Below are 14,783 nucleotides of genomic sequence, written 5' to 3'. Positions count from 1 at the left end.
CCGCCGCTCTCCCGCGCCCAGGCGACGGCGGCCCGCCCCCGCGGGGCCCCCCGGTCCGCCCGGCCCGTGCCGCTGGGCGTCGGCTTCGCCTCGCCCGCCGCCGGGGTGCTCGCCGCCACGGGCGCCCTGGCCGCGCTGCGGGCCGCCGGGCTGGGTGCCGCGCACTCGGCGGTCGAGGTGTCGGTCGCGCAGGCGGCGCTGCTCACCGTCGGCCAGTACCTGGCGGCGGCCACCGCCGACGAGGGCGCCGAGGACGAAGGCACCGAGGACGAGGAGCGAGCCGGTCCGGGCGGGCCGCCGTTCACCTCGCTGGACGGGGTGCGGTTCGAACTGGAGACCCTGGAGGCCGACGGCTGGCAGCGGTTCTGGGCCGCACTGGGCGCGGACCGCCGGGCGGCCGCCCGGGCCTGGCGGCCCTTCCAGCTGCGCTACGCCACCGCGGTCTGCCCGCTGCCCGCGGACCTCGCCGCCGCCACCGCCGCCCTGCCCTACCGGCACACGGCCGCGCTGTCCGCCGAGTGCGGCCCCACCGCCACCGAGGTCGCCGCCCGGCCCGCACCCGAGTCCGGCCGGGCCGTGCCGTGGCGGCTCACACCGGGCGGGGCCACCGCCGGTGCCGCGCGACCGCCGGGGCCGGGTCGCGGTCCGCTGGACGGGGTGACGGTGGTGGAGGTGGCCCGCCGGGTGCAGGGGCCGCTCGCCGGGCACGTCCTCGGGCTGCTCGGCGCCCGGGTGGTGCGGGTGGAGCCGCCGGGCGGCGACCCGCTGCGCGGCGTGCCGCCGATGGCGGGCCCGGTCTCGGCCCGGTTCACGGCGCTCAACCGGCACAAGGAGGTGCTGGAGGCCGACCTGCGCAGCCCGGCGGGCCGGGCCGCCGTCCGCGGCGCGGTGGCCGGGGCGGACGTGCTGCTGCACAGCCTCGCCCCGGCCAAGGTGCCCGCCCTCGGGCTGGACGCGGACGCGCTGACCGCCGTCCGCCCGGGTCTCGTCCACGTGCAGGCCTCCGGCAGCGGGGCGGAGCACGGGCCGGGCCTGCCGCTCGGCACCGACTACCCCGTCCAGGCGTACTCCGGCCTCGCCGCCCTGGTCACCCCGCCCGGCGAGCCGGTGCGGCCGTCCCTGATGACGCTGTGCGACGTACTGGGCGGGCTGGTCTGCGCGCAGGGCGCGGTGGCCGCGCTGGAGGCCCGCGAACGGACCGGCCGGGCGCAGCGGGTGGAGTCCTCGCTGCTGTCCGCGGCGCAACTGCTCTGCCGTCTCGGCGGTGACGGGTCGGCGCCTTCGCTGCCGGTCTGCACCGACCTCGCCGAGCTGGCCGCCGACCCGCGCCTGGCCCCCGCCCTGGAGCGGGCCGGCTGCACGCTCGTCCGCCCGCCGTGGACCTTCCGCCCGTGACCGCCTCCGCCCGTCCCCGACTCGCCCCCGAGGAGTGCCCTGCATGACCATCGTCCGGACGCCGTGGGTCTCGGCCGGCGGCGTCGCCTTCCCCGACCAGGTCCCGGCCGAGCTGCGGCGGGCCTGGGTGGAGGCCGGGTTCTGCCCGGGCCGGGGGCTGTACGGGCTGTTCGCGGAGCGGGTCGCGGCACACCCCGGGCGGACGGCGGTGGTGGACGGTCGGGGGGCGCTCTCCTACCGGGAGTTGGACGGCCGGGTGCGCGGCCTCGCGGCGGCGCTGGCGGCCCGCGGGGTGGCCGCGGGCTCCGTGGTGGCCACCCAACTTCCGGCCGACCGCCGCTCCTTGGCGGCGGACCTCGCGGTCGCGGCGCTCGGTGCGGTGGTGCTGCCCTGCGTACCGGGGCACGGGCGGCGGGACCTGGCCGCCCTGCTGGGCACCTCCCGGGCGGACACCGTGCTGACCGTGGGCGAACTGCCGTCGGGCGGCCGCCCGCTGGAGCTGCTCGCCGATCTCCGCGGTGAACTGCCGTACCTGCACCGGGTCCTGGACGTGGAGGCGCTGCCGCTGCCGCTCGGCCGCGAGGTGCCGCCGGTCGCGGTGGACCCGGAGGCGCCGGCCCGGATCCTGGTCTCCTCCGGGTCCGAGGCGGCGCCGAAGATGATCGCCTACTCGCACAACGCCCTGGCGGGCGGCCGCGGCCGCTACGTCGAGGAGGTGCTGCGGACGGTGGACGGCGCCCCGCCACGGGTGCTGCTGCTGGTCTCCCCGGCGACGGCGTACGGCTCGCTGGCCGTCGTGGCGCTGGTGCGCTGCGGGGCGACGGTGCTGCTGCGGGACGGCTTCGACCCGGCCGGGTCGCTGCGGGCGGTCTCCCGGCTGCGGCCGACGCATCTCGCGGCCGTCCCCACCATGCTGCGCCGGATGGCCGAGCAGCCGCCGGTGCCGGCCGAGGACCTCTCCTCGCTGCAGGCGGTGGTGTCGAGTTCGGCGATGCTCACCCCGGCGGTGCTGCGCGGGGCGCTGGCCCGGTTCGGCCGGCCGCTGGTCAACGTGTACGGGTCGAGCGACGGCATGAACTGCCACACCCGCTGGACGGATCCGGACGGCGACGTACTGCGGGTGGGCCGGCCCGACCCGGCGGTGGCGGCGGTCCGGGTGTGCGGTCCGGACGGGCGTCCGCTGCCGGCCGGGCGGCCGGGCGAGATCCAGGCACGCGGCCCGATGAGCCCGCTCTGCCACGTGGGGGCGCCCGCGCTGGACGCCCGGCAGCGGGTGGACGGCGGCTGGGTGCGGGCCGGCGACCTCGGCGTGCTGGAGGCGGACGGGCAGCTGCGGGTGGTGTCGCGGATCAAGCAGATGGTGAACCGCGGCGGGGTGTCGATCGGCACGGCCGAGGTCGAACGGCTGCTGGACGGCCATCCGGCGGTGGCCGAGGCGGTGTGCGTGCCGGTGCCCGATCAGGACCTGGGCGAGCGGATGTGCGCCTGCGTCGTGCCGCGGGCTGCGGCGGTCGGCCTCGCGCTGGCCGACCTGACCGGCTTCCTGGCGGAGGACTGCGGGCTGGAGCGGTACAAGCTGCCGGAACACCTGCTGCTGCTGGAGCGGCTCCCGGTCGGCAGTACCGGGAAGCCGGACCGGCGGGCGCTCTCGGTGCTGGCGGCCGCCGCCCGGCTCCCCGTCGGTGCTCAGCGGACGGGCGCCGCCAGGGCGGCGAAGGCACAGACCGCGTCGGCCACCGACTCGACCTGAGCGTCCGTCAGATGCGGGTAGACCGGGATCGCCAGGCTCTGCCGGGCGGCCCGTTCCGCGTTCGGCCAGCGCCGCCCCTCGGGGGCGCAGTGCGCGAAGGCCGGCTGGTGCGGCAGTGCCAGCGGGTAGTACACGTGGCTGTCCACGCCGTGCGCGGCGAGGTGCCGCTTGAGCTCGTCCCGGCGCTCGGCGAGCAGTGAGTAGACGTAGTAGCAGCGGCCGTTGGTGCCGGGCGGCGGCGGGGTGACGCCCTGCTCGGCGAGCGGGGTGAAGCGCTCGGTGTAGTAGGCGGCGATCTCCGCGCGGCGGGCGATCCGGCGGGCGAGGCCGGGCAGTCGGCGGATCTGGAAGGCCGCGAGCACCTCGTCGAAGCGGCTGTTCAGGCCGATCCGGTGATGCCGGAAGCGGTGCACGCCGTCCTGGCCGTGGTTGCGCAGCATCCGGACGGTACGGCCGAGTTCGGGATTGCGGGTGACGATCGCGCCGCCCTCGCCGGGGCCGCCGAAGGACTTCACCTGGACGAAGGAGTACACGCCCGCGTCGCCCCAGGTGCCGGCCGGCCGGCCGTCGAGGACGGCACCCTGGGCGACGGCGGAGTCCTCCAGCAGCCGCAGCCCGTACCGGTCGGCGAGGACGCGCATCCGCGGCATGTCGGCCATCACCGAGAACATGTGGGCGGGCATCAGCACCCTCGTCCGCCCGGTGAGGAGCGCCTCGGCGCCGTCCGGGTCCATCACCAGGGTGACGGGGTCGATGTCGGCGAACACCGGGACGGCGCCGAGGCCGAGGACGGTGTTGGCGAGCGGGGCGCAGCCGTACGCGGGGACGACCACCTCGTCGCCGGGCCCGATGTCCATCGCCATCAGGACGAGGGTGAGGGCGGTGGTGCCGCTGCCGCAGGCGACCACGTCGGCGGCGCCCAGCTCGGCCTTGAGCAGGTCCTCGAAGCGGGCGGTGCGCTCGCCGAGGATGAACTTCTGGGTGGGATCGGTGGCGACCTCGTGGACGACGTCGAGGAGCAGCTCGCGGTCCTCCTCGAAGAGGTCCGGCGGAAAGAACGGGATCATGGCTGCCTTCCGTGGTGGAAGTCGCGGACGAGGTCGCAGACCCGGTCCAGGTCGTCGTCGGTGAGGTCCGGGTGGAGCGGGAGGGCGAGGGCGCGTTCGCAGGCGGCCTCGGCGTGCGGGAAGTCGCCGGGCCGGTGGCCGAGTGCGGCGAAGCAGGGCTGCAGGTGGAGCGGGGTCGGGTAGTACGTCTCGGTCTGCACGCCGTGCCGGGCGAGGTGGGCGGCGAGGGCGTCGCGGCGCTCGGTCTCGATCAGGTAGACGTACCAGACCGGGTCGGTGGGCACGCCGCGGTCGACGGTGGTCGGCAGCCGGTGGAGGCCGGGGGTGCCGGCGAGGCGTTCGGTGTAGCCGGCGGCGAGGGCGGCGCGGCGGGCGATGTCCCGTTCGGCGCGGGTGAGTTTGGCGAGCAGGACGGCGGCCTGGACGTCGTCCATCTTGCTGTTGACGCCGAGCAGGTCGGTGGGCCGGTTGATGGCCGGGAAGTCGTCGACGCCGGCCCCGGAGCGGCCGTGGTGGCGCATCGCGGAGACGGCTTCGGCGATCCCGGGGTCGTCGGTGAGGACGGCGCCGGCGTCGCCGATCGCGCCGAGGGTCTTGGTCGGGAAGAACGAGAGCACGCCGCCGGCGCCGTGCAGTCCGGCGTGGACGCCGTCCCAGCGCATGCCGAAGGCCTCGGCGCTGTCCTCCACCACGGTCAGCCCGCGCCGCGCCGCGACGTCCAGGATGCCGCGCAGGTCCGCGAGTTGGTGGAAGAGGTGGACGGGCATGACCGCCGTGGTGCGGTCGGTGGCGACGGCCTCGGCGCTCGCCGGGTCGAGGCCGTAGGTGACCGGGTCGATGTCGGCGAAGACCGGGCGGCCGCCCGCCAGCACCACGGAGGAGGCGGAGGCGACGAAGGTGTAGGCGGGCACCACCACCTCGTCCCCGGGCCGCAGCCCCGCGGCCCGCAGCAGCAGCACGAGGGCGTCGGTGCCGCTGTTGACCCCGATCACGTGGCGGGCGCCCGTCCAGGCGGCGAGGGCCGCCTCGAGTTCGGCGACCTTGGGGCCGTGGGAGTACTTGCCCCGGTCCATCAGCTCGTCGAGATGGCGCCGGGTGGCCGGCCAGAGGGACTCGAAACTCTCCGCCTGCGTGAAGAAGGAGACCCCGGGGTGTTCGCCCATGAAACTCTCATCAGATCGTACGGACATGAACCCGGAATACCGGGGCGCGCGGCAGGCAATCTACGCCACGACCACGGCTGACGACCGGGACGGCCAGGGCACTTCACTCCTTCGAATGGCCTTCTGTGCAGATTATTTGACGCACGGTCAAATCCACCGTCCGTGTGCTGATTGAATGTCCGCGACGCACTGCCCCGGCTCGGAAGGAATGACGGCTCACCATGGCGGACGGACTCCGGACATTGCTCGTCGGCATGGGGCGTGCGGGCCTCGGCCTGCACCTGCCGGTGCTCCGCAGACTCCGCGCCGGCGCGGACACCGCCCGGCTGTTCGCCGCGGCCCCGGTGCTGGCCGCCGACCCGCAGCGCAGTTGGCCGCCCGCCGCCGACCTGCGGCGGGTGACCCCGGCCGAGGCCGCCCGGCTGCTCGACCCGGCCGACTGCGTGGTGCACCTGTGCACACCGCCCACCGCCCGGGCCGCCGTGCTGGACGGACTCGGCCGGCTCGGCTTCCGCAGGATCCTGGTCGAGAAGCCGCTGGCCACCGACGCCCGCGGCCTGGACGACCTGCTCGCCGTCCGCGACCGCCACGGACTCGACCTGGTGGTGGTCGCCCAGTGGCTCGGCAGCCGGCTCACCGACCGGCTGCGCACCGTGCTCGCCACCGGCGCGTACGGGCCGCTGCGCACCGTCCACGTCGTCCAGCGCAAGCCCCGCTTCTCCCGCTCGCTCGCCGCCGACGGCCACCCGACCGCCTTCGACATCGAGCTGCCGCACTCGCTCGGCCTCTGCCTCGCCCTGGCCGGGCCGGGCGAGGTGACCGGCGCGGGCGGCACCGACATGGTGGTCGACGGCCGGGTGCTGCCCCGGCTCGGCAGCGCCTGGCTCAAGGTCGAGCACCGCTCCGGGGTCTGGACGCGGATCCGCTCCGACATGACCTCCCCGGTGCGCGAGCGCCGGGTCACCCTCGAACTCGCCGGCGGCACCCTGATCGGGCACTACCCCGGCAGCGAGACCGACTCCTACGCCCAACTGATCACCATCGACCGGGACGGCGAGACCACCGAGCTGCTGCACGACGACTCGCTGACCGCCTTCGTCCGCCGCGCCTACCGCTACTTCGCCGCGGGCGGCGGCGGGCCGCACCCCGATCTCGCGGTCAACACCGAGGTGGTCCGCCTGCTCGACCGCGCCAAGGCCGCCGCCCGGCCGGCCGCCCCGGTCCGGGCGGCCGCCCCCCGTGCCCCGCCCCCCCCCCCCCCCCCGGCCCCCCCCCCGGAGACCGCCCCCGCCGCCGCACCGCGGATCCGCTTCGCCGGCATCGGCGACGAGGCCGCCGCCGACCTGACCGGCCAACTCGCCGCCCTGGCCCGGCTCGGCTGGCACCACCTGGAGCTGCGCACCGTCGACGGGCAGTGGATCGCCGACCTGCCCGAGGACGCCGTCCGGAGGGTCGCCGACCGGGTCGCCGAGCGCGGGGTGCGGGTCGTCGGCGCGGCCTCCCGGATCGGCAACTGGGCGGGCACCGTCGCCGACCCCTTCGACCGCGACCTCGACGAGCTCACCGCCCTCGGGCCGCGCTGCGCCGCCCTCGGCACCCGGTTCGTCCGGGTGATGTCCTACCCCAACGCGGGCCTGCCGGAGCCCGAGTGGCGCCGCCTGGTGCTGCAGCGGATGCGGGCCCTCACCGAACTCGCCGACGGCCTGGGCCTCGTCCTGCTGCACGAGAACTGCAGCGGCTGGGCGGGCGGTTCGGCCGAGCGGATGCTCGACCTGGTCACCACCGTGGACAGCCCGGCCCTGCGGCTGCTCCTCGACACCGGCAACGGCGTCCCGTACGGCTACGACAGCCACCGGATGCTGCTGGAGGTCGCCGACCACGTGGCCCACGTGCACGTCAAGGACGCCGTCGGCGGCGCGGATCGGACGCGGTACGTGCCGCCCGGCGAGGGCACCGCCCGGGTCGCCGACACCCTGCGGCTGCTGCTGGACCGCGGCTGGAGCGGCGCCTGGTCGCTGGAGCCGCACCTGCAGGTCCGGCCGCACGAGGGGCTCACCGCCGCGGACGGCGCGGCCGACAGCGGCTTCGTCCGCGCGGGGCGCGCCCTGGCCCGGCTGGTCGAGCAGCAGCTGCTGCCGTCCGCCCCGGGCTGGCGGGCCGTCCCGGGCGGCCTGCGGGGCATCCCCGCGGCGGGGCGCCCCGGGGGGGCGCCGGGCGCGCCCCCCGATGAGCGAGGACCGCCTGCTGCACGCCGACCACGCCCTGCTGCTGGACATGCTGGAGCGGCCCACCGCCGGCACCGTGGAGACCGGGCCCGGCGCACCGCCGCCCCGGCTCGCCGAGGCCCAGCTGCACTACGCCTGCGCCGCGGCCCAGATCGGGCTGGAGACCGTGCACCACGGCCCGGCGGCCGCCGCCGACCTGGACCGGCCGGACGTCCCGCTCACCGTCCGCCGGGCCGCCGCCGCGCAGGACGGCTTCCTCGCCTGCCAGCCCAACCTGGTGCTGCGGCTCGGCCCGCCGCTGCCGCACGCGCGCACCGTGATGTTCAACGTCCACCTGGACACCGTGGCCGGCCACGAACCCGTCTCCTTCGACGGGCGGCGCTTCCTCGGCCGCGGCGCGATCGACGCCAAGGGCCCGGCGGTCGCCCTGCTCGCCGGGATCCGCGCCGCGCGCGCCGCCGAACCGCTGGTCGGCACCGGGACGGGCGTGCTGGTGCAGGCCGTCTCCGGCGAGGAGGGCGGCGCGATGGGCACCTTCGGCACCCGCGTCCTGGTCGAGGCGGGCCACGTCGGCGTGCTCAACGTGTTCTGCGAGCCCACCGGCCTGCGCTACCTGCCCCGGGCCACCGCCGCCGCCACCGCCCGGCTGCGGGTCCGCGGCGAGGACGCCGTCGACGACCGCCCCGGCGACGGCCACAACGCCACCGTGCTGCTCGGCTACCTCGCCCAGCACCTGGCCCGCGAACTCGGCACCGCCGCGGCGCCCCGGGAGCGGGTCTGCATCGCCGGGATCGGCACCGGACCGCTGCACAACCGGGTCTACGGCCGCGGCGAGCTGCTGCTCAACGTCCCCTACCAGGACGCCGGTTCCGGGCGGCGGACGGAGGCCGCGGTCGAAAGCGCCGTCCGCTCCGGCCTCGCCGCCTTCCGCCGCGAGTTCGCCGGCGTTCCGGAGTTCGCCCGGACAGCGGCCGACTGCGCCGAGGTCACCGGGCTCGACTGGCTGAAGCGCGGCCTGCCCACCCTCGACGGCGCCCACCCGGGCCTGGAATCCCTGCTGCGACAGGCCGGGATCGACCGCTGGCCGGCCCACGAGCCGGCCTTCACCTGCGACGCCATCTGGGCGGCCGGCCTGTCGGACGCCTTCACCGTCGTGCTCGGCCCCGGCGGCCTCGGCACCAACCGGGCGCACGCCGAGGGCGAGTTCGCCGACCTCGACCAGCTGGCCGGCTTCGCCGCGGCCGTCGCCCGGCTGCTCGTCGCCTTCGCCCGCCGCTGAGCCGGCATCCCGGGCCCCGGCCCGACCACCACCCGACACCAGGAGCAAGTCCGTGACCCCTGTGGCGTCCGCGCCCGCCCCGACCACCGCCCGTGTCCCGTACCCCGACCTGATCCGCTTCACCACCGAGGTGTTCACCGCCCACGGCCTGCCCGCCGACCGGGCGCTGGCCTCCGCCGAGGCGCTCTGCCACGGCGACGCCGCCGGCCTGACCTCGCACGGACTGACCAACCTCTCCCGGCTCTACCTGCCGCTGCTCGCCGAGGGGCGGGCCGATCCCGCCGCCGAACCGCGGGTGCTGGCCGACCGCGGCGCCGCCGTCCTGGTCGACGCCGGCCGCGCCCTCGGCCTGTGGCAGGCCGGCGCCGCGATGGACCTGGCCGCCGAACGGGCCGAGCGGTACGGCGTCGGCCTGGTGTCCGTCGGCCGCGCCACCCACGTCGGCTGCGCCGGCCACCACGCGGCCCGGGTCTGCGACCGCGGCATGATCGGCCTGCTCGCCACCAACTGCGGCCGCCAGCGGATCGCCCGCCCGCCGGGCGGCGCGGTCGCACTGCTCGGCACCAACCCGTGGAGCGTCGCCGCCCCGGCCGGCGAACTCCCGCCGTACGTCCTCGACATGAGCACCACCGCGGTCCCGACCGGACGCGTCCGGGCGGCCGCCCGGGCCGGCGAGCCGATCCCGCCCGGATGGCTGGCCGACGAGGCGGGACGCCCGGTGACCGACCCCGCCGCGTTCGACCGCGGTGACGCCCACCTGCTGTGGCTCGGGGCCGGCTCCGGCGGCGAGCACAAGGGATTCGGACTCGGCCTGATGGTCGAGGTGCTCGCCGCCCTGCTGCCCGGCGCCGGCCTCGGCCCCGAGCCGGAGGCGCTGGACGGCGACGGCGGCCCGACCGGACGGGACGACGACATCGGCCTGTTCGCCCTGGCGATCGCCCCCGCCGCCCTGCGCGACGGCACCCAGGCCGGGCTGGACGCGCACACCCTGTTCTCCACCGTGCTCGCCTGCCCGCCCGCCGACGGCGCCGGCCCGGTCGCCTACCCGGGCTGGCACGAGGCCCGGCGCACGGCCGAGGCGCACCGCGACGGGGTGCCGCTCTCCCCCGCCCTGCTCGGCGAACTCACCGGGATCGCCGACCGGTTCGGCCTCCGCCCGGTGACCGCGGCAGCCGGGCCCGACGCAGGAACCGGGCTCGACGCGGCGGCCGGACTCGGTACGAGGACCGGGCGGTGAGCGGGCTGCGGATCGGCCTGGTCGGCCTCGGGGTGATCTCCCGGTTCTACCTGGCGGCGCTCGACCGGGTGCCGGACGTCCGGCTCGCCGCCGTCTGCGACCTCGACCGGGAGCTGCTGCGCCCCTTCGCCGGCCGGGTCGGCTGCCACACCGACCACCGGGCGATGCTCGCCGCGGGCGGCCTGGACGCGGTGGTGGTCACCGTACCCAACGACCTGCACACCACGATCTGCCGGGACGCGCTGCGCGCCGGGCTGCCGGTCTGCGTGGAGAAGCCGCTCGCCCTGCGGGCCTCCGAGGGCGAGGAGTTGGCCGCGATCGCGGCGCAGCGCAGGGTGCCGCTCTTCACCGCCTTCCACCGCCGGTACAACGCCGCGGTCACCGGCCTGCGGGCCCGGATCCCGGAGGCGGTGCCCGTCCGCTCGGTGACCGTCCGGTACCTGGAGCGGATCGAGGAGCACGTCGGCCGGGACCGCTGGTACCTGGACCCGGAGCGCTGCGGCGGCGGTTGCGTGGCCGACAACGGCCCGAACGCCTACGACCTGGTGCGGCTGCTGGCCGGGCCGATGCGGCTGGCGTCCGCCGACGTCGTCCGGGACGCGCAGGGCGTCGACCGGCAGGCGGTGCTCGCCCTCGCCGGCGCCGACGGGGTGACCGCCCGGATCGAGCTGGACTGGTCCTTTCTCGGCGAATGCAAGGACGTGGCGGTGGAGTTGGCGGACGGCACGGTGCTCGGGGCGGACATGCTGGCCGGGCATCCCGGCTTCAAGCAGTCGCTCTGGCACGAGTACGAGGGGGTGCTCGCGGAGTTCGCGGGGCTGGTCCTCGGTGAACCGGACGCTGCCGGTCCGGGGCGCGGGCCCGACGGGCTGGACGCCCTGCGGGTGGTCGAGGCCGCCTACCGGGCCGAGCGGGTGGAGGCGCGGTGACGCACGAGGACGGGCCGAAGCGGACGGTCACCGGCACGCTGGTGAAGGTGCTGCTGCACAGCCGCGAGGACCGCGGGATGAGCCTGGAGCCGTTCGCCAGCCGGTGCGTCCGGCGGGGCGAGGTGCACGAGTTGGTGACCACCGACCAACGGGACACCGCGGCGGGCGCCCGGATCGACCGGGTCGGCTTCCTCGGCTTCGCGGAGATCGCGGCGGCCGGGGTGCTGGACCGCGGCGACGAGGTGTTCGTCGGGGAGCACCGGGTGGGCACGGTGCTCGGCTTCGACGCCTGCCACTTCCCCAACCACTACAACGTGCTGATCGCCGCGGACCACCTGCTGACCGGCGCGAAGCTGGACCTCCGGCCGGAACTCCCCGTCCGGTTCGTCCCGGCCGGTCCCTAGGGCGCGTCGTCAACGGCGTGCGGGGTGCTTCACAGGGGCGCGTGGGGGCACCTCCCGAGTGCCCGCGCCCCGGACGGCATGCCGCCGCCCGGGCCGGGGGGGCGCCGTCCCCGGCCCGGGCCGCGGTGCGGGTCAGCGGCCGAGCAGCGGCACGTCGATGTCGCCCATGTGGTAGGCACGGACGGCCTGGACGAGCTCGTCGACGGAGAGCTGCCCGTCACCGTTGGCGTCGATCTGGGCGAAGGCCTCGAGCGGGTTCATGTCCTGGACGCCGATCGCGTCCATCCAGCTCTTGAACTCGGCCGGGTTGACCTGGCCGTCGCCGTCCACGTCGACCAGCTCGACGATCGCCTGGATGGTCGGCTTGACGACCCGGCCGAAGCCCGCGCCGCCGTTCTCGAAGATGTGCTCCTCGGCGATGTGGTTGAACTGCTCCGGGGTGAGGGCGCCGGTCTGCTCGTCGATGCCGGCCTTGTCGGCGAAGAAGGCCCACATGCCGAGGTAGGCATTCGTCAGGGCACGGGCGGCCGGGGTGCCGGGGGCCTCGCCGAAGGCCTGGAGGATGCGCTGGGCCTCGGCGTCCCAGTCGGCGCGGTCGATCTGGCCGTCGCCGTTGACGTCCCAGAGGTCGAAGCGCTTCTGGGCACGCTGGAGCTGCACGGAAGTGGTCATCTCGGAGTTCTCCAAGGGGTGTCTCGCACGGGCTGCCGGCCCAGGGACAGGGCCGGCGGTGGCGCCCGGCTGATCTGTGAAGTGACGGCACGTATCGGTGCGGCCACGGAACGTCACACTACCGGTGCGGCGGGAGACCGATCGCACACATACCGCCAACCGGGTGAGCCTGACACTTCGTTGACGGCCCATCTCGCCCGGCGGCCGCGCAACCACGGGCCGACCGCTCGAATCGGCGACCCGGTCAACACCTCCTCGCCGCCCTGCCCACCTGGGTGATCACTGACGGTTCGACAGCTCCCGCAGCCACTGCGGCGCTTACTCTCGGTCCGTGACCGACGCACTCCCCCCGCTGCCCCTGATCGGCCTCGGCCCGCAGGCCTTCGCCGCCGTGAACGCCCTGCACGGCGCCGTCGAGGAGGCCGCCACGGCCGCCGGCCTGGAGCCGATCCTGCTGGAACTCGTCCGCCTCCGCTGCTCGCAGATCAACGGCTGCGTGTACTGCGTGGACCTGCACACCAACGCCGCCCGCCGGGCGGGCGAGAAGGACGACCGGCTGGCCCAGTTGGTGGTCTGGCGGGAGTCCGAGCTGTTCACCGAGCGCGAGCGGGCCGCGCTGGCGCTGGCCGAGGCGGTGACCCTGGTGCACGACCACGACGCGGGCCGTGCGCTGCACCGCGCCGCGCGTCCCGTGCTCTCCGAGCCGGAGGCGGCCTTCGTCGCCTGGGCCGCGACCGTGGTGAACACCTACAACCGGATCGCCGTGACCTCCCGGCCGGTCGCCGCCGCGGGAGTCTGACGGTGGAGGTCTGGCTGCTCAACAACCTCTCCACGTTCACCCTCGGCGGCGTCGTGGTCGGCGGCATCGTGGTCCTCGCCGTGCTGGGCAGTGCCCTGACCCGGCGCCGCTACCCGCAGACCGCCGACGGCACACACAACGACATGGTGGGCGTGGTGCTCAGCATGTTCGGCGCCATCTACGGCGTGATCCTGGCCTTCGTCATCGTGACGCTGTGGACGCAGCTGGAGAACGCGGAGACCGTGGTCGCCGCAGAGGCCACCGCCGCCGCCCAGATCGTGCGTGACGCCCAGGCGTTCCCGGCCGCCGACCGCGACCGGGTGAACCACGCCGTCGACGGGTACGTGCACGCCGTGGTCGAGCAGCAGTGGCCGCTGATGCGGTCCGGCCAGGGCGACTACAACCGCACCGCCGCCAAACTGGAGGCGGTCTACCAGTCGCTGCAGGCCTACCAGCCCGACACCCACTCCGAGCAGACCTTCTACGACCAGGCGGTGGACAGCGCCGGCCAGGTCACCGCCCAGCGCCGGGCCAGGATCACCCAGAGCGGACAGCAGTTGCCGGGCCTGCTCCAGATCCTGGTGTACGGCGGCGCGGTGGTGATCCTGCCGCTCACCTTCCTCTACGGCATCCGCAGCCGCCGCATCCAACTGCTGTTCGTCGGCTCGGTCGCGGCGCTGATCGGCTTCAGCCTGCTGCTGGTGCTCGTCCTCGACCGGCCGTTCGCCGGGGAGTTGAGCGTCAGCCCGAGCCCGTTCAAGGAGGGCGCGCTCACCAGGTTCTGGGACGGTCCGGCGACCTCCGGCCCGGGAGTGGCGGACGCACCGGCACCGAAGTGACCGGGCCGCGGCGGCTCAGGCGTCCGGCCCCTGCGCCCGCAGGCGCCGGACGTTCTCCAGCGAGTCGCGCAGTTCGTCCAGCCACGACTCCGAGTGCTTCTGGACGAGACGGACGCACCAGCCCAGCGCCTCGCTCCGGCTGCGCGCCACCCCGGCCTCGACCAGGGTGTCCAGCACCTGCCGCTCCGGCTGCCGCAGCCGGGTCATCACCGGCGCCGACACCGTGGTGAACAGCCCCCGGAGGCCGTCGCACTCGGCACCCCAGGACACCTTCCGGCCGTACCGCCGCTCGGCCTCCCGCGCGACGGCCATCCGCGCCTCCCGCGTCCGCTCCCGGAACTCCGCGATCCGTCCCTCGACCGCCGCCTCCCGCTCGGCGTCCGACACCCCGTCCGCCAACTCCGGCGGCGGAATCCGCCCGATCACCGTGATCTCCTCCCGGTCCACGGTGATCTCCACCAACTCGCTGTACAGCCCGTCCGGCAGCCGCCCGGTGAACCAGCCGCGCAGGGCCTCCTGCTCCGACGTAATCATGTAATCATCATTACTCCGCACGCCTCCCACCGCAAGGGCCGGGGCGGCCGCGGGCTCGGTGTCGCCGTCGACGACAATGCCCCGGTGAAGACGTGGACCGATCGGCTGCCGCAGATCCCCTACCCGGACCGGGGTCTGCCGGCGGAGGGGCCGTGGATGACGTTCGAGGAGGCCGCGTCGCGTCTCGGCATCGGCGCCTACCACCTGAACGTGCTGACGTCCGTCACCCACCGGATCGGCCTGGTCCGCACCACGGGCACGGAACTCGCCGTCACCCGGGCCGGTGTCGAGGCGGAACTCGCCTGGCGGGCCACCGCGAGCACCGGGCAGAAGCTCCGGCGCCTGCTCAAGGACACCCTCGCCGCCCTGTGAGCTCCCGGCCCGGCGGCTCACCCGGGAACGGGCCTGCCGCACGGTGGCGCCGCCCGCGAAACCGACCGCCCGATCCCCGTCGTACCCCTCGGGGGTCGACGGGGATCGGGCGGCGGGG

General features: G+C 75.9%; 13 protein-coding genes and 1 pseudogene. 10 read left to right on the top strand and 4 right to left on the bottom strand.

The features are described from left to right. On the top strand, nt 1–1,395 hold a 1,395-nt coding region (locus ABD353_RS27500), incomplete at its 5' end, for a CoA transferase (protein ID WP_344626376.1). A gap of 43 nt (nt 1,396–1,438) precedes the next feature. Next, on the top strand, nt 1,439–3,145 hold the full coding sequence (locus ABD353_RS27495; protein ID WP_344626375.1) for a class I adenylate-forming enzyme family protein: 1,707 nt from the start codon (nt 1,439–1,441) through the stop codon (nt 3,143–3,145). Here ABD353_RS27495 and ABD353_RS27490 read toward each other — a convergent pair. After that, nucleotides 3,082–4,212 (bottom strand): DegT/DnrJ/EryC1/StrS family aminotransferase, encoded by a 1,131-nt coding sequence (locus ABD353_RS27490; RefSeq protein ID WP_344626374.1) that lies wholly within the window; start codon nt 4,210–4,212, stop codon nt 3,082–3,084. The two genes, ABD353_RS27495 and ABD353_RS27490, sit on opposite strands and share 64 nt — an antisense overlap. Beyond that, nucleotides 4,209–5,375, bottom strand: coding sequence for a DegT/DnrJ/EryC1/StrS family aminotransferase (locus ABD353_RS27485; RefSeq protein WP_344626373.1), 1,167 nt, complete (start codon nt 5,373–5,375; stop codon nt 4,209–4,211). The genes ABD353_RS27490 and ABD353_RS27485 overlap by 4 nt, the downstream gene beginning before the upstream one ends. 221 nt (nt 5,376–5,596) lie before the next feature. On the opposite strand from ABD353_RS27485, the pseudogene ABD353_RS27480 reads away from it, so the two are divergent. The 5 genes and pseudogenes from ABD353_RS27480 to ABD353_RS27460 all read left to right on the top strand — a co-directional run. Then, nucleotides 5,597–7,342, top strand: a pseudogene (locus ABD353_RS27480) (TIM barrel protein); the annotation flags it as partial. Nucleotides 7,343–7,601: 259 nt separating this feature from the next. After that, complete coding sequence (locus ABD353_RS27475) at nt 7,602–8,879, top strand: M20/M25/M40 family metallo-hydrolase (protein ID WP_344626372.1); 1,278 nt, start codon at nt 7,602–7,604, stop codon at nt 8,877–8,879. A 52-nt stretch (nt 8,880–8,931) separates the two neighbouring features. Beyond that, nucleotides 8,932–10,116, top strand: a complete 1,185-nt coding sequence (locus ABD353_RS27470) for an Ldh family oxidoreductase (protein ID WP_344626371.1) — start codon at nt 8,932–8,934, stop codon at nt 10,114–10,116. Further along, entirely contained in the window at nt 10,113–11,045 is a 933-nt protein-coding gene (locus tag ABD353_RS27465; RefSeq protein ID WP_344626370.1) for a Gfo/Idh/MocA family protein, read from the top strand. The genes ABD353_RS27470 and ABD353_RS27465 overlap by 4 nt, the downstream gene beginning before the upstream one ends. Next, the gene (locus ABD353_RS27460) at nt 11,042–11,449 is read left to right on the top strand and encodes a DUF6917 domain-containing protein (RefSeq protein WP_344626369.1); all 408 of its coding nucleotides are present in this window, start codon (nt 11,042–11,044) and stop codon (nt 11,447–11,449) included. Before ABD353_RS27465 ends, ABD353_RS27460 begins: the two co-directional genes overlap by 4 nt. Before the next feature lie 132 nt (nt 11,450–11,581). On the opposite strand, the gene ABD353_RS27455 is transcribed toward ABD353_RS27460, so the two are convergent. Further along, complete coding sequence (locus ABD353_RS27455; protein WP_344626368.1) at nt 11,582–12,121, bottom strand: EF-hand domain-containing protein; 540 nt, start codon at nt 12,119–12,121, stop codon at nt 11,582–11,584. A gap of 331 nt (nt 12,122–12,452) precedes the next feature. Between ABD353_RS27455 and ABD353_RS27450 the strand changes: the two genes are divergently transcribed. Together ABD353_RS27450 and ABD353_RS27445 are read left to right on the top strand one after the other, a co-directional pair. Further along, nucleotides 12,453–12,920: a carboxymuconolactone decarboxylase family protein gene (locus tag ABD353_RS27450; RefSeq protein ID WP_344626367.1), complete on the top strand. Its 468-nt coding sequence runs from the start codon at nt 12,453–12,455 to the stop codon at nt 12,918–12,920. A 2-nt stretch (nt 12,921–12,922) separates the two neighbouring features. Continuing rightward, nucleotides 12,923–13,759, top strand: coding sequence for an NADH-quinone oxidoreductase subunit J (locus ABD353_RS27445; protein WP_344626366.1), 837 nt, complete (start codon nt 12,923–12,925; stop codon nt 13,757–13,759). A 15-nt stretch (nt 13,760–13,774) separates the two neighbouring features. On the opposite strand, the gene ABD353_RS27440 is transcribed toward ABD353_RS27445, so the two are convergent. Beyond that, complete coding sequence (locus ABD353_RS27440) at nt 13,775–14,293, bottom strand: hypothetical protein (RefSeq protein ID WP_344626365.1); 519 nt, start codon at nt 14,291–14,293, stop codon at nt 13,775–13,777. An 84-nt stretch (nt 14,294–14,377) separates the two neighbouring features. Between ABD353_RS27440 and ABD353_RS27435 the strand changes: the two genes are divergently transcribed. Further along, nucleotides 14,378–14,665 carry a hypothetical protein gene (locus tag ABD353_RS27435; protein WP_344626364.1) on the top strand — a complete coding sequence of 96 codons (288 nt, stop codon included), beginning with the start codon at nt 14,378–14,380 and terminating at the stop codon, nt 14,663–14,665. Nucleotides 14,666–14,783 lie beyond the last annotated feature (118 nt).

Origin of the sequence: Kitasatospora arboriphila (genome assembly GCF_039528095.1) — a bacterium.
Classification (GTDB): domain Bacteria; phylum Actinomycetota; class Actinomycetes; order Streptomycetales; family Streptomycetaceae; genus Kitasatospora; species Kitasatospora arboriphila.
The sequence above is the reverse complement of the archived record's forward strand: the minus strand, read 5'-3'. Positions and strand labels throughout refer to the sequence as shown.

Coding starts and splice junctions, on each gene's coding strand:
- ABD353_RS27495 (WP_344626375.1), top strand. CDS start 1,439: ATGACCATCGTCCGGACGCCGTGGGTCTCGGCCGGCGGCGTCGCCTTC.
- ABD353_RS27490 (WP_344626374.1), bottom strand. CDS start 4,212: ATGATCCCGTTCTTTCCGCCGGACCTCTTCGAGGAGGACCGCGAGCTG.
- ABD353_RS27485 (WP_344626373.1), bottom strand. CDS start 5,375: ATGGGCGAACACCCCGGGGTCTCCTTCTTCACGCAGGCGGAGAGTTTC.
- ABD353_RS27475 (WP_344626372.1), top strand. CDS start 7,602: ATGAGCGAGGACCGCCTGCTGCACGCCGACCACGCCCTGCTGCTGGAC.
- ABD353_RS27455 (WP_344626368.1), bottom strand. CDS start 12,121: ATGACCACTTCCGTGCAGCTCCAGCGTGCCCAGAAGCGCTTCGACCTC.
- ABD353_RS27440 (WP_344626365.1), bottom strand. CDS start 14,293: ATGATTACGTCGGAGCAGGAGGCCCTGCGCGGCTGGTTCACCGGGCGG.